The sequence below is a fragment of the Thioclava sp. GXIMD4215 genome, from assembly GCF_045291555.1.
GTDB lineage: Bacteria > Pseudomonadota > Alphaproteobacteria > Rhodobacterales > Rhodobacteraceae > Thioclava > Thioclava litoralis.
The window spans coordinates 645,357-664,096 of the sequence record NZ_CP149515.1; the positions used below are offsets into that span (position 1 = coordinate 645,357).

An 18,740-nucleotide genomic window follows, 5' to 3' on the forward strand; every position below is an offset into this window, starting at 1 on the left:
TACCGAAGGGGGCGCAGGCCCCCTCCGATTTCACCGGCACCGTTCCGACGGGCACGATTGGTCGCCCGATTGCGGCTACACCATGATGGATTTGTAATTCAAAGCGGTTTGAAACGGCTGCGGGAGTATCACGGATGGACACCAAAAGGATCAATCTCGCGCTTCAGGGCGGCGGCGCACATGGGGCCTTCACATGGGGCGTTCTGGACCGCCTCCTTGATGAGGACTGGATCGAGATCGCCGCCATCTCCGGCACCTCTGCGGGCGCGCTGAACGGTGCCGCGCTGAAATCCGGACTGGCGCAGGCAAGCGGCACGAAAGGGCGCGAGGCCGCCCGCGAGGCGTTGAACTGGCTGTGGTCGCAGGTGGCCGAAGGCAATGATTTCCGCACGGATCGCTGGGTCTCGGCACTGTTTCCCTATCCGGACACGGTGACGCGCTGGTTCGACCTGTTCACCCCTGCCTTCTATATCGAAAACTGGCTGAGGCTGCTTTCTCCCTATGATTCCGGCCCGTTCTACATCAACCCGCTCGCTCGGGTGGTTCAGGATCTGGAATTCGAGAATGTCTGCGCCAAAGAAGGACCGGCATTTTTTGTGTCGGCCACCAATGTGCGCAATGGCAAGATCCGTATTTTTTCGGGCGATGAGGTCACGCCCGATGCGCTGCTGGCATCGGCCTGCCTGCCCAACCTGTTTCGCGCGGTCGAAATCGACGATCCCGTGACCGGACGGCGTGAAGCCTATTGGGATGGCGGTTACACCGGCAATCCGGCACTGTTTCCGCTTTTCGAGCCGCAATTCCCGCGCGACATCATGATCGTGAATATCAATCCACTGGCGCGCGAGGGCATTCCGACCACGCCGCAGCAGATCGAGGAGCGGATCACGGAAATCTCGTTCAACACCTCGCTGCTGCGGGAATTGCGCGCGATCAATTTTGCCCGTCGGGTCATCGCCGAGAAGCACCTGCCCGAACGCGCGATGAAAGACGTGCTGATCCATCTGATTGCCGATGACGACACGATGCTGTCGCTCAGCCAAAGTTCCAAGGTCTCTCCCAGCTATGGCACGCTGGGGCGGCTGAAAACGGCCGGTCAGCAGGCGGCAGACCGGTTTCTGGACCAGCATGCCGACAAAATCGGTAAGGAGCCTTCGGTCAATCTGGCGGAGCTTTTCGGCTAACCCTTGCGAAAACGCGGCTCAACGCGGTTTGGGCGCGTCTTTTTCCGTAGGATAGACCAATCCGGCAGAGATGATCAGCTTGGCAGCATCTTCGATCGACATATCGAGATACGTGATCTGCGAACGCGGCACAAACATCAGAAATCCCGAGGTCGGGTTCGGTGTGGTCGGCATGAAGACCGAAATCAGCGGATCTTCGGGGGTATCGGCCAGCCGCGCGACTTCGCCCTTGGCGGTGGAGGAAACGAACGCCATCGCCTTGATACCGGGGCGCGGATATTCGATGATACAGGCGCGGTCGAATTTTTCTTCGCCTTGGCTGAAAACCGTTTCCGCAATCTGCTTGATACCGGAATAGACGGAGCGCACGACGGGGGTGCGGTCCACAATCGCCTCCCCCGAACGGATCAGCGCGCGCCCGAAGAACCCTTTGGCCAGCCAGCCGACAACCAGCGTGAAGATCAGGAAGATCAGCACCCCGATCCCGCGCAGATTGACCCCGATATAATGTTCGGGGCGCAGCTCGTGCGGCACCAGCGGCAGCACCCAGCCATCAACCCATCCTGCCACCGTCCAGATCAGCCATGCTGTCAGGCCGATAGGGGCAATGACCACAAGACCGGTCAGGAAAGACGCCCTGATCGCGGCGAAGCGCCGGCGGGGCTTGGGTTTCTGGTCGGTCGGGGGAAGGGTCATACCATGTCCTACAATCACGAATCCCCCGCCTGCCGGGGGGCAACCCGCCCTAGATGGGAGAGCCCTACCGCTTTAGCAACATTTGCTTAGCGCAAAGTGACGATTTCTTTCGCAATTTGCGCCGCCAGTCGCGCATTGTTCAGAACCAGCGCGATATTGGCGGCAAGCGAACGCCCCTCGGTCAACTCGAAGATGCGTTGCAACAGGAAGGGTGTGACCGCTTTGGCCTTGATATTGCGCGCGTCCGCCTCGGCCAGAGCCTGTTCGATCACCGGCAGGATGACCGCGCGCGGGATCTCTGCCTCGGGCGGCACCGGATTGGCCACAAGCTGCCCCCCCGGCAGACCCAACGCTGCCCGCATCAGCGCCGCTTTCGCAATCTCGGCAGGGTGATCCGCCCGCAACGGCGCCGCAAGCCCTGAATCGCGCGACCAGAAGGCGGGCAGGGTATCCTGCCCATAAGCGAAGACCGGCACACCATCGGTTTCCAGCACCTCGAAGGTCTTCGGCAGATCCAGAATGGCTTTGGCACCAGCACAGACCACGGTTACGGCGGTCTGGCCCAGCTCTGCCAGATCGGCGGAGATATCGAAGCTTTCTCCGGCACCGCGATGCACGCCCCCGATCCCGCCCGTCGCAAAAACCGAGATACCCGCCCGCTGCGCACAGATCATGGTGGCCGCCACCGTGGTGGCCCCATAGGCCCCGCGCGACAAACAGACCGCCAGATCGGCCCGCGAGACCTTCATCACCCCTTCGGCCTGTGCCAGTTCCTCGAGTTGCGGATCGCTCAAACCGATATGGATACGGCCCCGCATCAGGGCAATCGTTGCGGGCACGGCCCCTTCGGCACGGATCGCGGCCTCGACACGGCGCGCTGTCTCGATATTTTGCGGATAGGGCATACCGTGGGTGATGATGGTGGATTCCAGCGCCACGACGGGCTGTCCTGCCGCGAGCGCGGCAGAGACCTCGGGGGTGAAGACAAGTAGATCGGTCATGTCGCAATATCTCCGGAAACATAACGGGCAGCAGCCAGAAGGGCGCGCGACAAAGCCTCTTCGCGCGGGCAACCAGCATATTCGGCCACCAGATGGGCAGCCATGAACGTGTCGCCCGCGCCAGTCACGCGGGAAACCAGAACCTCGGGCGGGCAGGCGGTCAGGACGCCCTCTGCCGACATATCGGCCGCATCGCGCCCGCCATCGGTCACCAAGGCGCGCCGCGCACCACGACGGGCCAGCCCCTCGGCGGCCTCGCGCGCCGAGCCGAACTGGCTCTGGCACAGAATGCTCGCCTCTTCGAGATTGACATAAAACGTGACGCGGGGATGGGCGAGCAATGGCAAAAGCCGCTCGGCCTTGCCAGGGCTGGCCGGGGCCACGCGCAAATCGGCGCGCGCGAAAAGCGGGGATCGGGCGATCTGTGCCAGAAGGTCGGTCGTCAGATTTCCGTCCAGCGCCACAGGCCCGTGCCAAGGCGCGTCGGCAGAACCCAGACGGCCATCCGCCAGCGGCTGCAGGATCTTGTCGCCCGCGGCCTCCAGCGAATGCGCGTCGGCAAGCGCGGCCACAAGGCCCGTCGCGCATTCTATCGCCATATAACGATCCGTCGGCAGGTCAGCCGAACGGTAGACATGGCCCGCATAGATCCCCAGCCGCCCGGCCTGCGCCAGAAGCTCCACCCCCTGACTGTCGCGCCCGACGGCGGATAGCAGGATAGGGCGCATACCGAAGCGCGTCAGGGTCATCGCGATATTCATTGCAACGCCCCCCGGCAAGCGACTGATCCGTCCGGGCATATCCGCCCCGAACCGCATCGGAGCGGGCGTCCGGCCGATAATGTCCCACAGCACCGAGCCGATACATACTATGTCACGCATCTCTGTCATAAGCCCTCCTTGCCGCGCGGCAGAACACGGCGCAAGAGAAACCTGATCAGAAGGTCAAATCAAGATCCAGCCCGCAATCGAAACTGTCATACCGGTAAAGCGCGACATTCGAGCGGTTATTGGTGTAGCTGCAACGCAGCTTCGGAACACTGTTGCCAATGCGGATCTGGCGGAAGCTGGCAAAGACCGAAAGCTCGGCCGTCTCGTCATGACGCACCTCGCCCAATAGCGGGAAATCGGCATCGTAGCGGCGCCAGTCATAGCGCAGCGTGGCCCCCGCCGTCACCTTGCGCCCCAGCGGACGGATGATCCCCGCCGAAAGACCCAGCGCGCGATACCGATGATAGTCCAGCCGCACATCCGAGCGCCCGAGCCGCAGCCCGTAACTTAGCTGGGACGCCCCCGCCTGATGTGAGAAACTTCCAGCAGCTTGGTAAAAACGCCCGTCATAGCCTTGTTTATCAAGATAATCCCGATATTCCGCCAGAAGTGATCCGCTGAGGCTGGCTTGCGGCACCGACGCGGCGTCCAGCCACCAGCGCTTGCGGGCCACAACCCCATAGGCGCGATAATCCGAAGTCTTCTGATCCGCCAGCCCGTCATAGGCCCGATACCGGCCATAGGCACTTACCCCCCAGTCATCCGGTGTGAGGAGGTTTTCATAGGCCAGCGTCACCGACGGCTGGAGATAGCGCAGATCGCGCTGCGCATACCACTCGCCCGAAAGCACAGAGGACAGACGCAGCCTGTGGCCGGGCCCGGGGTGCAAGATCCAGTCGCCACTGACCGAAAACTCCGCGCCGATGCCGGTTTTTTCATCACCGCCATTCTCGATCAGAAAGGTGCCGTAATCGGTCACCAAATAGGTCTGCGAGGAACTGCGCGCGATATTGGTCGAGGGCAGCAGACCGAAAGATCCGGAAAATCGGAACGGATGCGCGCGATCGAGCTGCCGAAGCGCCGCAAGATAGGCGGGACGGTTGCGCGTTTCATGCCGCAGCACATAGCGCAGAACGGCCTCGGCCCGCTGCGGCCTGCCCATCTGCGCCAGAACCCTGTCAATCGCGGTGGCCGCAGGCCGGTAATCGGGGCGCTGTGCGGCAATCTCGCCATAGACTTTCAACGCCTTGAGCGGCTGCCCCGACATCTCCAGCTGCGCGGCCAGCGCCATCCACTGTGCAATCGTCCGCGTCTGCTCGGCGCGCAGGGGCAGGGTGCAAAGCCCCACAAACAGGAAGAACCAAACAAAACGCATCAGAACAGAGCGGGCAAAAGACAGCACGTGGGATATCCGATTTCAAAACGTAAAAAGATGCGCCAATGCTGGCGCATCCTATCAGTTATCATAAGCGATAAAGTCAGTCTTCATAAGCCACAAAACCACCGCCCGTGGTTTCGGTCACGCCCTCATCTGTGGTGAACGTGCCCTCGACATCGCCAAGCGCCATCAACGCATCGTCCTGCTCGTAGACATTCCCGGTCATCGTCAGGTCGAAATCGGCCCCACCATCGCCATCCGACAGATGCCCCGTCGCACTTGCGTCAATGGCAGCAGAGGTCACGGTGCCATCCACCGTCAACGCGCCGGAAACATTGCTGACTTTCACCGGATTGGCTTCATCGGACGTATCGAAGAGCGCGAAATTATCCGCCGTGCCGCTGACGGTGCCATTATCGAAATCGACATCCATGCTCAGCTTGCCGAGCGCATCAATCTCGTCCTCCTCTTCCTCGATGCTGAAGCCCATATAGCCCGACATGGACACAGCGCCCGAGGCATCGGTGGCCACGGTGGCATCGCCGTTCTCCACGGCGGCAATAGCCTCGTCATATTGCGTCATCACCGTCGCCGCCTCGGACGCGCTCAGGCGGGCACCGCCACCCGTGCCGTTGCTGCCACCGCCGCTGCTGCTGCCACCACAGGCAACCAGCGCCGTACAGGCCAAAAGTGCAAAGCCGGAAAGTTGAATACGCATGAAATTCTTCCTTTGATATGCCTGCGCAACATCGTCACGCCCTTAGGTAACGGGAAGTTGAGGTGATGTGATGCTGCACCGCAACCTAGGAATTCTTATAGGTTGCGATCTGCGATAAACGCTGCGTAAACTGGAAAATGGTGGGACAAGTCAGGTAAAATCGGCCGTGAACATTATCACGGACCGGCGATGTTGATGTTAGACAATTCGGGAGCCGAGGCACGTTTATGAGACGTCCCAAGCCACAAGACCCTTTCCTCCAGACGCCCGAACCGCTTGCGCCTGCCTTTACACCGCCCGTATATGAACGCCCCCAGCGCCGCCCCTTCGAGGGTGCCTATCTTCTGGTCGGCGGTGATGGCAGAATTTCCAGCCAGACCGAGGCCGCAACAGAATTGCTGAACGCCTCGGACAGCTTTGCAGAATGCAACGGCCAGTTCTGCGCCGATGCGCCGGTCTTACGGGCGCTGGATGAGGTGATCCTGTCGCAATCGCTGGTGCCTGTGCGGCTGGATGTGAGCGACAGCAAGCTGGGGCGGATCACCTGCCATATCTTTGCGCATAAGGGGCTTAAAAATACGGCGCTGGTCTATTTCTGGGCGGCCCATATGACACCGGAGCCTGCCTTCTCGACATTGCTGAGCAAGCGGGAATTGCAGATATTCCATATGATTGCCGACGGGATGCGCCGCGACCAGATCGCGTTCGAGCTGTCGATCTCGCTGGCAACCATCGATCTGCACATGACCGGATTGCGGCGCAAACTGGGGGCCAAAACCCTGCCGGAGGCCGTGGCGCGTGGCTACGAGCTGGGTTTGCGCTGAAATCTGCGCCCTAAAGTCGTTTCCATGCCCGTTCATGGCATATTTCGCTTGTCACGCTGGAAAAACCACGGTAACAGGCGCGCACTTCACAGGCGAAGGCGGGCCTCTCGGGGGAGACATCCTCGAAGGTCCACCGGTTGGGGCCACCTAGCACGGTGGTTCTCAAAACCTTCGCCCAGGCGCAAACCGGAAAAGGAAAAGACCATGGCGCTTCCCGATTTCACCATGCGTCAGCTGCTTGAAGCTGGCGTTCACTTCGGTCACCAGACGCAACGCTGGAACCCGCAGATGCAACAATACATCTACGGCGACCGTAACGGCATCCACATCCTCGACCTGACCCAGACCGTCCCGATGCTGGACAAAGCTCTGCAAGTCGTGCGTGACACCGTTGCAAAAGGCGGCCGCGTTCTCTTCGTTGGCACCAAGCGTCAGGCTGCGAAGCCCATCGCAGAAGCCGCAGAGAAATCCGCACAATACTACATGAACCACCGCTGGCTCGGTGGTACGCTGACCAACTGGAAAACCGTTTCCCAGTCGATCTCGCGCATGAAAACCATCACCGAGAAGCTTGAAGCAGGCGCAGAAGGCCTGACCAAGAAAGAGCGCCTCGGCATGGAGCGTGACCACGAGAAGCTGACCGCGTCGCTCGGTGGTATCGCCGAAATGGGCGGCCTGCCGGACCTGCTGTTCGTCATCGACGTCAAGAAAGAAGATCTGGCCATCGCAGAAGCCAACAAACTGGGTATCCCGGTTGTGGCTGTTGTCGATACCAACTGCTCGCCCAAAGGCGTTGACTATGTGATCCCGGGCAACGACGACGCCGCACGCGCCATCTCGCTCTATTGCGATCTGGCAGCACGCGCAGCACTTGACGGTATGACCGCTCAGATGGGCGCTGCAGGCGTTGACCTTGGCGCTCTGGAAGACGCACCGGTTGAAGAAGCCGTCGAGGCAGAAGAAGCGTAATCGCTTCACCGTCATCCCAATGACACGGGAGGGGGCTATGACCCCTCCCAATTATATTTGACAGGAGATCCGAGCATGGCGATCACCGCAGCAATGGTGAAAGAACTGCGCGAAAGCACCGGCGCAGGCATGATGGACGCGAAAAAAGCGCTGACCGAAACCGATGGCGACATGGAAGCCGCGGTTGACTGGCTGCGCACCAAAGGTCTTGCAAAAGCCGCCAAGAAATCGGGCCGCGTTGCAGCAGAAGGCCTGGTGGCCGTGGCTGTGAACGGTGGCAAAGGTGTGGCTGTCGAAGTGAACTCGGAAACCGACTTTGTTGGTAAGAACGCCGAATTCCAAGCGATCGTTGCGAAAATCTCGGCAGCTGCACTGACCGTTGACAGCACCGAAGAGCTGGCAAACGCTCCCGTTGACGGCAAGCCGGTTTCGGAAGTCCTCACCGACGCAATCGCGAAAATCGGCGAGAACCTGACCCTGCGCCGCATGGTGAAAGTGGAAGGCGAGACCGTTGTCTCCTACGTCCACAATGCCGCAGCTGAAGGCATGGGCAAAATCGGTGTTCTGGTTGCGCTGAAAGGCGACAACGAAACCATCGGTAAGCAAATCGCGATGCATATCGCAGCAACCAATCCGGCGTCGCTGTCGGAAGCGGATCTGGATCCGGCAATCGTCGAGAAAGAAAAGCAGGTTCAGATCGATATCGCACGTGAATCGGGCAAGCCCGAAGCCGTGATCGAGAAGATGATCGTGGGTCGTATGCAGAAGTTCCTGCAAGAGATCACCCTCGTGAACCAAGCTTTCGTTATCAACCCCGATGTGACCGTTGGCCAAGCCGCCAAAGACGCAGGTGTTGAAATCGTTGCATTCGCCCGCGTCGAAGTCGGTGAAGGCATCGAGAAGAAAGAAGAAGATTTCGCAGCAGAAGTCGCAAAGACGGCCGCTGGCAACTGATCTCTTCGATCTGAACGATTTGAAACGAGCGTCCTGCGGGGCGCTCGTTTTTTTGTGGACGCCTGACAGGCACAGCAGGATTTCAAGCTAGGAGACGCGCATAGGGCAGGCGGGTTCCCTGAGGGGCCGGATGCAAAGAACAGGCGCTAGGGGACCTAAACCAAAAAGGCCTGACATACGAAAATGCGTATGTCAGACCCGAAACCGGTACCCCGGCAAGACCTCGAAACAACGCGGATGAATGCTCGCACGCCTCAAGATCCCCATGTTCCTGGCCAAAGCCACCACTCACGGAACAGATTTAATCTAACGTAAATTCATCCTGCTTGAGAAGTAAGGAAAACCATACCTTGCTCATCGATCAAGAAAATAGAAGATACGGTGTTAAACTCTTGGATGATTTTTAAGATCTGCGCCCGCAGCGATTGCCCCGTGTTGCGGCTGGAAGATCTGGTTCATGACGGCGGCTTTCAAAACAGCCTGTGCCGTTGTCTCGACATTCAGGGATTCGCGGGCCAGCCGCAGATGTTTCTCGACCGTGGTGACGGTAAGTCCCATCAGACAGGCCACGTCCTGCGCGGTTTTGCCATCTGCGATCCATTCCAGCACTTCGCGCTGGCGGGGCGAGAGATGGCGTTTCGGGGGGATATAGGGCAGGCTGGACAGGCGCATATGCATCAGCTGGCAGGCCACAAGAAGCGTCCGCTGATGTTCGTACCAGATCTGGTCCACCTCGGCCTGCGACAGCCCCTTGCGCGCGCAGAGGCCAATGCCACCGCGCGCCCGCGTATTCGATTGCGGAAAGCCGATCGAGATACCGGCCAGAATGTCATAGCGGCGATTGAGTTCGAGCACCTTCAAAGAGGCGGCATCCAGAGCCCCCGACTGGAGCTTCTGGGCAACCAGTCCCCAGCTTTCCCAGCCCTCGTTCTCCCAGGCCCATTGGATCATCGGGGCATCGGCATAAAGGCGCCCGTCCAGCAGCGCCTTTATGTAGCATTTTTCGTGATTGGACAGAACGATGGTCTCATCCAGATCCAGCAGATTCGGCTGGGTCTGAAAGCGAGTGTAACCATAAAGCAGGCGATCGAACCCGTAATCGTCCATAAACCGGCAGTGATGCGCCCAGATCTCTTCGACCGAGGTCAAACTCAGGAGAGTTTCGATATATTCCAGCATACGCAAGTCACCACTCTTTCTCGCAAGGAGTAGTCTGCAACTGCTAAAAATATCAATACCTCAACACGCGTTGACCTTTGAAGGAAATATCCGAATACACGGAATGATCAGGCCTTTTGTTCCGCATATGATGCCAAAGTTGTAATAAGCGGACGATGGTCATAGCCCGCAGAGGCCGCCGCCGACACGATCTCGGCAATGTCCATGCGGCCCGCCTGTGCCATCGCCCACAGATGCGAGCTGCGCGTGCCAGAGCGGCAATAGGCGAAACAGGGCTTCTCGGCATCGTTCAGACAGGCTTCGAACGCCTGCACCAGTTCAAGCGTCATTTCCCCCGGATAGAACGGCAGGTAATGCGCAGTCATACCATTCTCCGCAGCCGCTTTTACAAAATGCTCATGCGCGAGTTCGGGCGGATTCTCCTCATCGGGGCGATTGATGATGAGCGAACGGAAACCCTGTTCGGCCAGCGTCGAGACATCCTCCAGAGAAATCTGCGGCGAGACGGCAAATTCAGATGAAAGCGGGCGAATATCCATAACATGCTCCTTTCCGGAAAACCGGCAGTATTCGGAGTTTATAGAGCCCATAGGGCAGGGTGGCCGCAAGAGCGATCTGTTCAAGCCTCGGGGATTTCGCGCAGAAACTTCGCGACATAGTCAGGAAACTGCGCGAAGTCATCGAAACTCGCCCAAGGAGCAAGGCTGTCGATCGTGCTTTTGCGATAACCGCGTGTGAACAGCAAGAACGGCACGCCCGCCGCATGGGCCGTCTCGGCATCCACCTCGGAATCCCCGACATAAAGGCAATGCTCGGCAGATAACGCGGCCCTGGCGACCAACAGCATCTGCGGATCGGGTTTGCGGACAGACAAGCTGTCACCCGCAATAATATAGTCAAAAAACTCTTCAATATTAAGGTACTGCAAGACAGTCTTCGCAGGCTGCATCGGTTTGTTCGTGCAAAGGCCGAGCGCCACACCCTGAAGGCGTAGCGCCTGCAGCGCCGAACGTGCGCCCTCAAAGAGCGTATTCCCCTCGCGCTGGACCTCGTATTGGGCCGAAAACGCATGGAAAAGCTGCGAGAGTTTGGATGAACTTCTAGGTATTTCAAGATGATCCGCGACGCAGTTCATCAGATGCGGCACCCCATGCCCGATGAACCCGCGCACGGTCGCAACCGGAAGTTCGGGCAGGTGCTGCGCCGCAAGCGCCTGATTCAGGGCAAGCCGGATCGCCGCAGCGCTTTCAACCAGCGTTCCATCAAGATCGAATATAACGGAAAGCGGCGGAGCTGCTGCGGCGATCGCGGTCATTCTTTCACACGTGCCGCTTCGGCCGCCGTGCGGATCGCCGTGATATTGCGGCCGTAGACATCGGGATTCGTCACCGAACCGCCTTTGAACACGGCAGACCCGGCCACCAGAACATCGGCACCGGCTGCCGCCATCAGCGGCGCGGTCTCGGGCGTGATCCCACCATCAATCTCGATATGGATCGGACGGTCTCCGATCATGGCACGCAGCTTGCGGACCTTGTCGATCTGGCTATGGATGAATTTCTGACCGCCAAAACCGGGATTTACGGTCATGACGCAGATCAGGTCGAGCTGGTCGAGAAGATAGTCGATCTGCTCGATACCGGTACCGGGGTTCAGCGCCAGACCGGCTTTGCAGCCTGCGCCACGGATCGCTTGCAGCGTGCGGTGGATATGCGGACCGGCTTCAAGATGCGCGGTGATGACATCGGCACCAGCCTCGGCATAGGCATCGATATATTGATCCACCGGCGAGATCATCAGATGGACATCCATGACCGTCTTGATATGCGGGCGGATCGCCTTGCACAGCGGCGGCCCGAAGGTCAGGTTCGGAACGAAATGGCCGTCCATAACATCGACATGGACCCAATCGGCGCCTTGCGCCTCAATGGCCTGAATTTCACGACCGAAATCCGCGAAATCCGCCGAAAGGATCGAGGGGGCAATTTTGATGCTGCGGTCAAAGCTCATGGCTCAGTGTCCTGCGATTTAAAGGGAATTACCGATGCTTTAGTGGGTTGCGTGGCTCAGGTCCAGCAAACAATCGGAAAACTGTCCTGAATGATATGAGATAGAACCAAGTATTTTACATAATCCTGATTATTCGCATTTTATATAGCAGATCAAATAAGCCGCATTACTCATTGTAATATATGCATTTTTATATCTCCCGCCGACATCGTGATGCCGATGGGAGATTTCGGAACAGTCAGCCCGCATTTTCCGACAATTTACGCAACCGCGCGATAAGCGAGGATGTATCCCAACGGCCACCACCCAAGGCTTGGACATCCTTGTAAAACTGGTCCACCAAAGCTGTCAGCGGCAATGGTGCCTTGATTTCATCCGCTGTGGTCAGGCAGATACCAAGGTCTTTCCGCATCCAGTCTACGGCAAATCCGAACGCATATTCCCCCTTGGCCATTGTCTCTGACCGGTTGGACATCTGCCAGCTACCGGCCGCGCCCTGACTGATCACCTCGACGACATCCGCAATCGACAAACCTGCCTTTTCCGCAAAAAGAAGCGCCTCGGACAGGCCTTGCACCACGCCCGCAATCGCGATCTGATTGGCCGATTTACATAATTGCCCGGCACCGCTTTCGCCCAAACGGCGGCAGATCTTGCCATAGGCCGCCAACACGGGCTCGACCGCGTCATAATGGGCTTGGGTCCCACCGCACATGATGGACAGCGCGCCATTTTCCGCACCCGCCTGACCGCCTGAAATCGGCGCATCGACAAAGCCCAGACCTTTTCCGTCAGCCAAAGCCGCCAATTCGCGCGTGACCATCGCAGACACGGTCGTATGGTCCACCAGAATGGCGCCGCTCTTCATGGCGGAAAACGCGCCATCGGCACCGGCACAGACCATGCGCAGATCATCATCATTCCCGACGCAGGTCATCACCATATCCGCGTCCCGAACCGCTTCGGCAGGCGTTTTTCCAAGCGCACCGCCGTGGTCAGCAACCCATTTTTCGGCTTTAGAAGTAGTGCGATTATACACCGTGACGTCATGGCCTGCGGCCTTCAGATGGGCCGCCATCGGATAGCCCATTACGCCAAGCCCCAGAAATGCGATTTTTGTCATCGGCAAACTCCCTCATCCGATCGGCAAACTCGCGCAAACGCGCGTTGATCCTTTGTCATACCTGACTTACTAAGCCGCAACCCCTGCTGGTCACATCCGGCTCAACTTTTGCAGACCTACCCGGAGCGCGCATGTACAAACTCTTCCGCTGGATGGTGCGATTGACCGCAGTCGCAATCGCATTGGTGGTGCTTGGCGCAATCGGCGTGTGGTATTTTGCCTCGCGCTCCCTGCCTGATTACAATGCAACCTATCGCGTTTCGGGCATTTCCGCACCGGTCGAGATCGTGCGCTCGACAGAGGATGTCCCCCATATCTTCGGCAAGAACGATCCGGACGTCTTTTTCGGCCTCGGTCTCGCCCATGCGCAAGACCGGCTATGGCAAATGGTCATGCTGCGCCGCACCGTTCAGGGGCGGCTTTCGGAAGTCTTCGGGCAAAGCACGGTCAAAACCGACGAGCTGATGCGCAGACTGGGCCTCTATGACGCGGCTCTGGCTTCGGTCGATGCGCAGGACCCGCAGACCAAAGCCGCCCTTGAAGCCTATTCGGCAGGCGTGAACCAATGGATCGCGCAGGTCAATAAAGGGGCCAAGGGGCGTGGCGCGCCAGAGTTCTTTTTGTTCGATAATTCAATATCCTATTGGACGCCCGCGGATTCCCTCGCAATCCTGAAGCTAATGGCTGTCGAACAGAACAACCAGTTCAGCCGCGAAGTGCTGCGGGCCCGTGTGTCGCTGCTGGACCCGTCTTGGGTGCGCGATCTGCTGCCCGATATGCCGGGGAGCGTGACAGATACCCTGCCCGCCTATCACGACCTCTTCCCCGATGTGCCGCGCGCCTTACAGCAGGAAAGCGCGCCCGAGCCGCTTTCGCCCTTTCCCGCCGCAGGCCTTGAGGCAGGCTCGAACGGTTGGGCGGCAGCGCCTGACCGATCTGCCGCAGGCGGGGCGCTTCTGGCCAATGACCCGCAACTCGGGCTGACCGCCCCTGCCCTTTGGTATCTGGCGCGGCTGCAACTGTCTTCGGGCGGCGTTATTGGCGGTACTATCCCCGGCATTCCGCTGGTGATCACGGGCCGTAACGAACATATGGCCTGGGGCGTGACCGCCGCCTATGTCGATGACATGGATCTGCATGTCGAACAGATCAATCCCAAGGACCGCGAAACCTATCGCACCCCCGATGGCTGGCAGAAATTCATCACCAAGCGCACCATTCTCAAGGTCAAGGATGCACAGCCGCTGACCCTGACCCTGCGCAGCACCGAAAACGGACCGGTCCTGCCGGGGACGCATTTCGATCTGGGCACGATCACGCCGCCCGGATCGGTGATTTCTGTCGATTGGACGGCACTCGACCCGCATGATACCACCATGAGCGCGGCGATGAAGCTGATGGAGGCCAAGGATGTCACCGCTGCAATCGAGGCCGGCCGCGACTATATCACTCCGGCGCAAAATCTGATTCTCGCGGATCAGAAAGAGGTGGCGCGTGTGCTTGTCGGAGCCATCCCGAAACGCGATCCGACCAATCAGACCGAGGGGCGCATGCCCTCGGCGGGCTGGCTGGCACAAAACCGCTGGATGGGACGCCTGCCCTATGACAGCAACCCGCGCGAGGTTAATCCTGCCGATGGTATCGTGCTGAATACGAACAATAAAACAACCGATGCCAATTTTCCGAACAATGTCACCTTTGACTGGGGAGACAGCCAGCGCATCCAGAGGCTGAGCAAGCTTCTGAGCGAACGCGAGGTGCATTCCCGCGAGAGCTTCATTTCGGCCCAGTTGGATACGGTCAGCCCCGCCGCGCGCAACCTGCTGCCATTGGTGGGCGCGGATCTGTGGTATACCGGCACGCCTGCCCCCGATGGTACTCCCGAACGGCTGCGGCAACGCGCGCTTGAGCTTCTGGCGGCATGGGATGGCGAAATGTCCGAGCATCTGCCGGAGCCGCTGATCTATGCCGCATGGATGCGCGAGCTGCAAAACCGTCTGATCCGCGACGAACTGGGGCCGCTGGCCAGTAAATTTACCGCGCTAGACCCGCTCTTTATCGAACGTGTTTTCCGCAATACCCAAGGGGCGGCCCATTGGTGCAATGTTATCCAGTCCGATGCGCAGGAAAGCTGCACCGATATCGCGCGGATCTCGCTGGATGCGGCCTTGCTGTCGCTGAAAGAGAAATACGGCCCGAATGTCGAGAGCTGGCGCTGGGGCGATGCGCATGAGGCCCGCCACGACCACCCTGTTCTGAAGAACATGCCGCTGATCAGCTGGTTCGCAGATATCCGGCAATCATCTTCGGGCGGGGATTTCACCCTGATGCGCGGCAAGACCCTCGGCACGCCCGACGCCCCCTTCGCCAATGTGCAGGCGGCAGGCTATCGTGGTGTCTATGATCTGGCCGATCCCGATAGCTCTGTCTTTATCATCGCCACAGGACAATCGGGGCATCTCTTCTCGCGCCATTATGACGATCTGGCCGAACTCTGGCGTCGCGGCGAATATATTCCGATGTCCCTTGACCCGGAACTGGCGCGCGCGGCAGCGGCAGGCATTACCAAGCTGGTGCCTGCCTCTTAAGAGCATAGATGAAGACCAACCGCTAATACGCAGGTATCAAAGCGTTTCAAGAAGACCTGAGGCAAGCGACGCAGGGCTATGACACGGAACATGAAAACCTCGGCGTAACCATTTGCTACGCCGAGGAAATTCATCACCATCGTTCACAGAACAGCGTCAAAGGGCGTTAAAACGCCCCTTCTGGGAGGCCGTCCACTCGACCTGCAAGACCCAGCCCTCTTTCGACTGCGCCTCGTCACGCACAACATTCTCGGCATGAAGCCATGCATGGCGGCGGCCATCGGCAAAGGGCAGATGCAGCTCCTCGTTCAGACGCTCTTCCCCCAGACGCTGCTCGATTTCAAGCAGGAGCGCCTCGAAGCCTTCCCCCGTCAGTGCAGAAATCGCACAGACATCATCCCGCCGCTCGGCCTGCAAGGCGGTCGCCGCATGATTTTCTTCCGACAACAGATCGAGCTTGTTCCAGACCTCGATGAAAGGAACATCATCATCCACTTTAAGTTTGTCGAGAATGTCTTCTACATCAGCCGCTTGCGCGTCACTTTGCGGATGGGAAATGTCACGCACATGCAAGATCAGATCGGCTTCAAGCACCTCTTCCAGCGTCGCACGGAAAGCGGCAACCAACTGGTGCGGCAATTCCGAGATGAAGCCCACCGTATCCGACAGGATCACCTTGCGCCCTGAAGGCAGCGTCACCCCCCGCATCGTCGGGTCAAGCGTGGCAAAAAGCATATCCTTGGCCAGCACATCCGCGCCGGTCACCTTGTTGAACAGCGTGGATTTTCCGGCATTGGTATAGCCGACAAGCGCGACAATCGGAAACGGCACCTTGCGCCGCGACGCCCGATGCAACTCGCGGGTTTTGACCACCTTCGCCAGCTGGCGACGGATACGGACCATCTGTTCGTCAATCGCCCGGCGGTCCGCTTCGATCTGCGTCTCACCGGGGCCCCCGACAAAGCCAAGTCCGCCGCGTTGGCGTTCAAGGTGTGTCCAGGCCCGCACAAGCCGCGTGCGTTGATAGCTGAGCGCGGCAAGTTCAACCTGCAGCACCCCTTCACGGGTTCGCGCCCGATCAGCAAAAATCTCGAGAATCAAACCGGTTCGGTCAAGAAGTTTAACCTTCCATTCCTTTTCCAGATTGCGCTGCTGCACAGGCGTCACCGGCCCGTCTACCAGCACCAGTTCAATCTCCAGCTCCTGAAGCCTGGCGCCCAACTCCTCCATCTTGCCGGTCCCGAACAGATGTCCGGCATGCGGCTTGGGCAGGCGCACAATCTCCGAGCCCACAACCTCGAGGTCGGGCAAAGCCGCAGCCAGCGCCACGGCTTCTGCCAGACCGTGTTCGGGCAGTCGCATCCCGTCCCCGATCTTGAGGTCAGGATGCAGCACATAGGCCCGCGTGGGAGCCTTATCGTGGGAAACGCTCTCGCTCAAAGGAAACTCAGTCGTCGCCTTCATAAAGCGAAATCGGCTGACCCGGCATGATCGTCGAAATCGCGTGCTTGTAGACAAGCTGGGACTGGCCGTCGCGGCGCAAGAGGACGCAGAAGTTATCGAACCAAGTAATAACCCCCTGCAGTTTCACACCATTGATCAAAAAGATCGTCACCGGAATTTTCGTTTTCCGTACGTGGTTCAGAAACGCGTCCTGCAGGTTCTGTTTATCGGCAGCCATTATATTTTGCCTTTTCTCTTAGCATTTCGGGGACGTTGGCTCGTCCCACTCTGGCTTGAGTATGCGCAAGTCAACGGGAGTTACCACCCCCAAAAAGCGCTGGCCCCACATGACGCGACAAATCGTGCCATTAAAGCACTCATTTTCGCCACAGTTCGGGATTGAAGAGCGCAATGATCGCCAAAGTTTCCAGCCGCCCCAGCACCATAGCAGCCGCCAGAATGGCCTTGGCGGCGGTGCTCAGATCCCCCCAAGCCAGCGGAAAATCTCCTGCCACAGCGGTCAGCGGGCCGGTATTGGACAGGGCCGCAACCGTGAAGATCATGGCGGGTTCGAAATCGAGGCCTGTATAGGAAATCGCGATCATGACCACCGAAATCGAGAGCGCGAAGAGCATGAAGAAAATCCATGCCACGAATGCCCCCTGACGGCGCAGACGGCGCGCCGCAGAGCCTCCGCCGCCGACCGAGCTGGGATAGACAAGCAGATCCAGTTCGCGCTCGCCATGCCGGATCAGCGCATAGACCCGCAGCAGTCGCACACCGCCGGCGGTGGTGGCGATGCCGCCGCCAATGATCGCCAGTCCCGACAGGATCAGACCCGGCGTCCCCAGCCCCGCCCATGCCCGCGCATCCTCCCAGCCGCTTGATTCAAAGCCGGTGGTGGTCAGAAAGGACAATGTCGTGAACAGCCCGCCCCAAAGCGTGCGCAAGATCACCCCCGGACCGGGATGGGAATCCGTATCCAGCGCCGCAAGCCAGTGGCGGAAAAAGAGCAAGATCACCGTCAGCAATACGATCATCGCCGCCAGCCGCAATTCAGGATCGTCGCGCAACCGCTTGGTCGCGCGCATTTCTCCGTCACCGGGCCAGAACCGGCGCGACAGGGCGGGCAGGAAGAAAACGAAGATGATGACCTCGGTCAGCACGGAGCTTTGCCCCGAGGCCAGGCTGCTGGTCGGCAAGATCCCCGAGGTTGCCAAGGTGGACATTGCCGCACAAAGCGCCACCAGATTATCTTCGCCCGAAATCCGCAAAAGCACCCAGAGAATGCCGGTCAGCCCCGTATAAACCGGAAGCAATTCAAGCGCATATCCGATCATCTTGTCACGGGTGACAACCCCGCGCTGGGTGCCGCGCAGATTGACATCCTTCACCTCGCCGCCCGGCCCGCCAGCAAAGAAGATCTCGAAGCCGCCGACCCGCAGCGGGGCCAATACGGCAATCGTCATCACCAGCATGAAATAGCCGCCGCTCCAGCCCACAAGCGCGCGCCACAGATGTAGCGACGGCGGCAGACGCGCGGGCGCATATAGCGTGCCGCCCGTCGTCGTCAGCGCCGAGACCATCTCCCACCACGCATTGAACAGCGAGGTGTCGCGCATGACCTCGTGGAAAGGGATCGCCAGAACCAGCGGCAGCAGCGTGAAGGCCCCGACCATCGTCAATAGCGAGGACCGCTCGCGCGGGCCGCGCCGGTTTGCCACCGTGGCCAGCGCCAGCAGCACGAAAACAAAAAGCAACAGCGAGCCGGTATAGAAAAACGGTCGTGCCACCGCGTGCTGATGCAGGGTCAGCGCGTGTATCGCGGGCAGATACATCAGCAGACCCGACACCGCGACCAGAATCACGAAGAGCGGCAGATTGCGCAGATTGGCTCCCATCG

General features: G+C 59.4%; 18 protein-coding genes. 5 read left to right on the top strand and 13 right to left on the bottom strand.

All coding sequences use genetic code 11. The features are described 5' to 3' along the window. The first annotated feature begins 134 nt into the window (after window positions 1-134). Window positions 135-1,184 (top strand): patatin-like phospholipase family protein, encoded by a 1,050-nt coding sequence (locus WDB86_RS03065; protein WP_339107290.1) that lies wholly within the window; start codon window positions 135-137, stop codon window positions 1,182-1,184. 18 nt (window positions 1,185-1,202) lie between these two features. Here the strand turns inward: WDB86_RS03065 and WDB86_RS03070 are convergent, their stop codons facing one another. The 5 genes from WDB86_RS03070 to WDB86_RS03090 all read right to left on the bottom strand — a co-directional run bounded on the left by WDB86_RS03070 (window position 1,203) and on the right by WDB86_RS03090 (window position 5,747). Continuing rightward, entirely contained in the window at window positions 1,203-1,880 is a 678-nt protein-coding gene (locus WDB86_RS03070) for a DUF502 domain-containing protein (protein WP_339107289.1), read from the bottom strand. Window positions 1,881-1,966: 86 nt separating this feature from the next. Continuing rightward, the gene (locus tag WDB86_RS03075; RefSeq protein ID WP_406736565.1) at window positions 1,967-2,881 is read right to left on the bottom strand and encodes a pseudouridine-5'-phosphate glycosidase; all 915 of its coding nucleotides are present in this window, start codon (window positions 2,879-2,881) and stop codon (window positions 1,967-1,969) included. After that, window positions 2,878-3,771 carry a PfkB family carbohydrate kinase gene (locus tag WDB86_RS03080; protein ID WP_406736566.1) on the bottom strand — a complete coding sequence of 298 codons (894 nt, stop codon included), beginning with the start codon at window positions 3,769-3,771 and terminating at the stop codon, window positions 2,878-2,880. The genes WDB86_RS03075 and WDB86_RS03080 overlap by 4 nt, the downstream gene beginning before the upstream one ends. 46 nt (window positions 3,772-3,817) lie before the next feature. Beyond that, window positions 3,818-5,053, bottom strand: a complete 1,236-nt coding sequence (locus WDB86_RS03085) for a surface lipoprotein assembly modifier (RefSeq protein ID WP_406736567.1) — start codon at window positions 5,051-5,053, stop codon at window positions 3,818-3,820. 76 nt (window positions 5,054-5,129) lie between these two features. Then, window positions 5,130-5,747, bottom strand: a complete 618-nt coding sequence (locus WDB86_RS03090; protein WP_406736568.1) for a hypothetical protein — start codon at window positions 5,745-5,747, stop codon at window positions 5,130-5,132. 227 nt (window positions 5,748-5,974) lie between these two features. Between WDB86_RS03090 and WDB86_RS03095 the strand changes: the two genes are divergently transcribed. From WDB86_RS03095 to tsf, 3 genes are all read left to right on the top strand, one after another. Further along, window positions 5,975-6,571 carry a response regulator transcription factor gene (locus WDB86_RS03095; RefSeq protein ID WP_406736569.1) on the top strand — a complete coding sequence of 199 codons (597 nt, stop codon included), beginning with the start codon at window positions 5,975-5,977 and terminating at the stop codon, window positions 6,569-6,571. 204 nt (window positions 6,572-6,775) lie between these two features. After that, on the top strand, window positions 6,776-7,540 hold the full coding sequence (rpsB, locus tag WDB86_RS03100) for a 30S ribosomal protein S2 (RefSeq protein WP_339107283.1): 765 nt from the start codon (window positions 6,776-6,778) through the stop codon (window positions 7,538-7,540). A 75-nt stretch (window positions 7,541-7,615) separates the two neighbouring features. Continuing rightward, window positions 7,616-8,494, top strand: coding sequence for a translation elongation factor Ts (gene tsf / locus WDB86_RS03105; RefSeq protein ID WP_339107282.1), 879 nt, complete (start codon window positions 7,616-7,618; stop codon window positions 8,492-8,494). 384 nt (window positions 8,495-8,878) lie between these two features. Here the strand turns inward: tsf and WDB86_RS03110 are convergent, their stop codons facing one another. The 5 genes from WDB86_RS03110 to WDB86_RS03130 all read right to left on the bottom strand — a co-directional run bounded on the left by WDB86_RS03110 (window position 8,879) and on the right by WDB86_RS03130 (window position 12,806). Then, window positions 8,879-9,673: a helix-turn-helix transcriptional regulator gene (locus tag WDB86_RS03110; RefSeq protein ID WP_406737008.1), complete on the bottom strand. Its 795-nt coding sequence runs from the start codon at window positions 9,671-9,673 to the stop codon at window positions 8,879-8,881. Between the two features lie 107 nt (window positions 9,674-9,780). Beyond that, complete coding sequence (locus tag WDB86_RS03115) at window positions 9,781-10,212, bottom strand: TIGR01244 family sulfur transferase (RefSeq protein WP_339107281.1); 432 nt, start codon at window positions 10,210-10,212, stop codon at window positions 9,781-9,783. A gap of 80 nt (window positions 10,213-10,292) precedes the next feature. Next, the gene (gene gph / locus WDB86_RS03120; RefSeq protein ID WP_406736570.1) at window positions 10,293-10,988 is read right to left on the bottom strand and encodes a phosphoglycolate phosphatase; all 696 of its coding nucleotides are present in this window, start codon (window positions 10,986-10,988) and stop codon (window positions 10,293-10,295) included. Further along, the gene (rpe, locus tag WDB86_RS03125; protein ID WP_339107279.1) at window positions 10,985-11,683 is read right to left on the bottom strand and encodes a ribulose-phosphate 3-epimerase; all 699 of its coding nucleotides are present in this window, start codon (window positions 11,681-11,683) and stop codon (window positions 10,985-10,987) included. The genes gph and rpe overlap by 4 nt, the downstream gene beginning before the upstream one ends. A 238-nt stretch (window positions 11,684-11,921) precedes the next feature. Next, window positions 11,922-12,806, bottom strand: a complete 885-nt coding sequence (locus WDB86_RS03130; protein ID WP_406720748.1) for an NAD(P)-dependent oxidoreductase — start codon at window positions 12,804-12,806, stop codon at window positions 11,922-11,924. A gap of 131 nt (window positions 12,807-12,937) precedes the next feature. On the opposite strand from WDB86_RS03130, the gene WDB86_RS03135 reads away from it, so the two are divergent. Further along, entirely contained in the window at window positions 12,938-15,394 is a 2,457-nt protein-coding gene (locus WDB86_RS03135) for a penicillin acylase family protein (RefSeq protein ID WP_406720747.1), read from the top strand. Between the two features lie 156 nt (window positions 15,395-15,550). On the opposite strand, the gene hflX is transcribed toward WDB86_RS03135, so the two are convergent. The 3 genes from hflX to WDB86_RS03150 form a co-directional block, all read right to left on the bottom strand. Further along, a complete protein-coding gene (gene hflX / locus WDB86_RS03140; protein WP_406721657.1) occupies window positions 15,551-16,756 on the bottom strand; it encodes a GTPase HflX in 1,206 nt (401 codons plus the stop codon). Window positions 16,757-16,841: 85 nt separating this feature from the next. After that, entirely contained in the window at window positions 16,842-17,075 is a 234-nt protein-coding gene (gene hfq, locus WDB86_RS03145; RefSeq protein WP_339107276.1) for an RNA chaperone Hfq, read from the bottom strand. A 139-nt stretch (window positions 17,076-17,214) separates the two neighbouring features. Beyond that, window positions 17,215-18,738, bottom strand: a complete 1,524-nt coding sequence (locus tag WDB86_RS03150) for a potassium transporter TrkG (protein WP_406736571.1) — start codon at window positions 18,736-18,738, stop codon at window positions 17,215-17,217. Between the last annotated feature and the right edge of the window lie 2 nt (window positions 18,739-18,740).

Excerpts from the sequence above, each read along its gene's own strand:
- WDB86_RS03065 (WP_339107290.1), top strand. The coding sequence starts at position 135 with ATGGACACCAAAAGGATCAATCTCGCGCTTCAGGGCGGCGGCGCACAT.
- WDB86_RS03070 (WP_339107289.1), bottom strand. The coding sequence starts at position 1,880 with ATGACCCTTCCCCCGACCGACCAGAAACCCAAGCCCCGCCGGCGCTTC.
- WDB86_RS03075 (WP_406736565.1), bottom strand. The coding sequence starts at position 2,881 with ATGACCGATCTACTTGTCTTCACCCCCGAGGTCTCTGCCGCGCTCGCG.
- WDB86_RS03080 (WP_406736566.1), bottom strand. The coding sequence starts at position 3,771 with ATGACAGAGATGCGTGACATAGTATGTATCGGCTCGGTGCTGTGGGAC.
- WDB86_RS03090 (WP_406736568.1), bottom strand. The coding sequence starts at position 5,747 with ATGCGTATTCAACTTTCCGGCTTTGCACTTTTGGCCTGTACGGCGCTG.
- WDB86_RS03095 (WP_406736569.1), top strand. The coding sequence starts at position 5,975 with ATGAGACGTCCCAAGCCACAAGACCCTTTCCTCCAGACGCCCGAACCG.
- rpsB (WP_339107283.1), top strand. The coding sequence starts at position 6,776 with ATGGCGCTTCCCGATTTCACCATGCGTCAGCTGCTTGAAGCTGGCGTT.
- tsf (WP_339107282.1), top strand. The coding sequence starts at position 7,616 with ATGGCGATCACCGCAGCAATGGTGAAAGAACTGCGCGAAAGCACCGGC.
- WDB86_RS03110 (WP_406737008.1), bottom strand. The coding sequence starts at position 9,673 with ATGCTGGAATATATCGAAACTCTCCTGAGTTTGACCTCGGTCGAAGAG.
- WDB86_RS03115 (WP_339107281.1), bottom strand. The coding sequence starts at position 10,212 with ATGGATATTCGCCCGCTTTCATCTGAATTTGCCGTCTCGCCGCAGATT.
- gph (WP_406736570.1), bottom strand. The coding sequence starts at position 10,988 with ATGACCGCGATCGCCGCAGCAGCTCCGCCGCTTTCCGTTATATTCGAT.
- rpe (WP_339107279.1), bottom strand. The coding sequence starts at position 11,683 with ATGAGCTTTGACCGCAGCATCAAAATTGCCCCCTCGATCCTTTCGGCG.
- WDB86_RS03130 (WP_406720748.1), bottom strand. The coding sequence starts at position 12,806 with ATGACAAAAATCGCATTTCTGGGGCTTGGCGTAATGGGCTATCCGATG.
- WDB86_RS03135 (WP_406720747.1), top strand. The coding sequence starts at position 12,938 with ATGTACAAACTCTTCCGCTGGATGGTGCGATTGACCGCAGTCGCAATC.
- hflX (WP_406721657.1), bottom strand. The coding sequence starts at position 16,756 with ATGCGACTGCCCGAACACGGTCTGGCAGAAGCCGTGGCGCTGGCTGCG.
- hfq (WP_339107276.1), bottom strand. The coding sequence starts at position 17,075 with ATGGCTGCCGATAAACAGAACCTGCAGGACGCGTTTCTGAACCACGTA.
- WDB86_RS03150 (WP_406736571.1), bottom strand. The coding sequence starts at position 18,738 with ATGGGAGCCAATCTGCGCAATCTGCCGCTCTTCGTGATTCTGGTCGCG.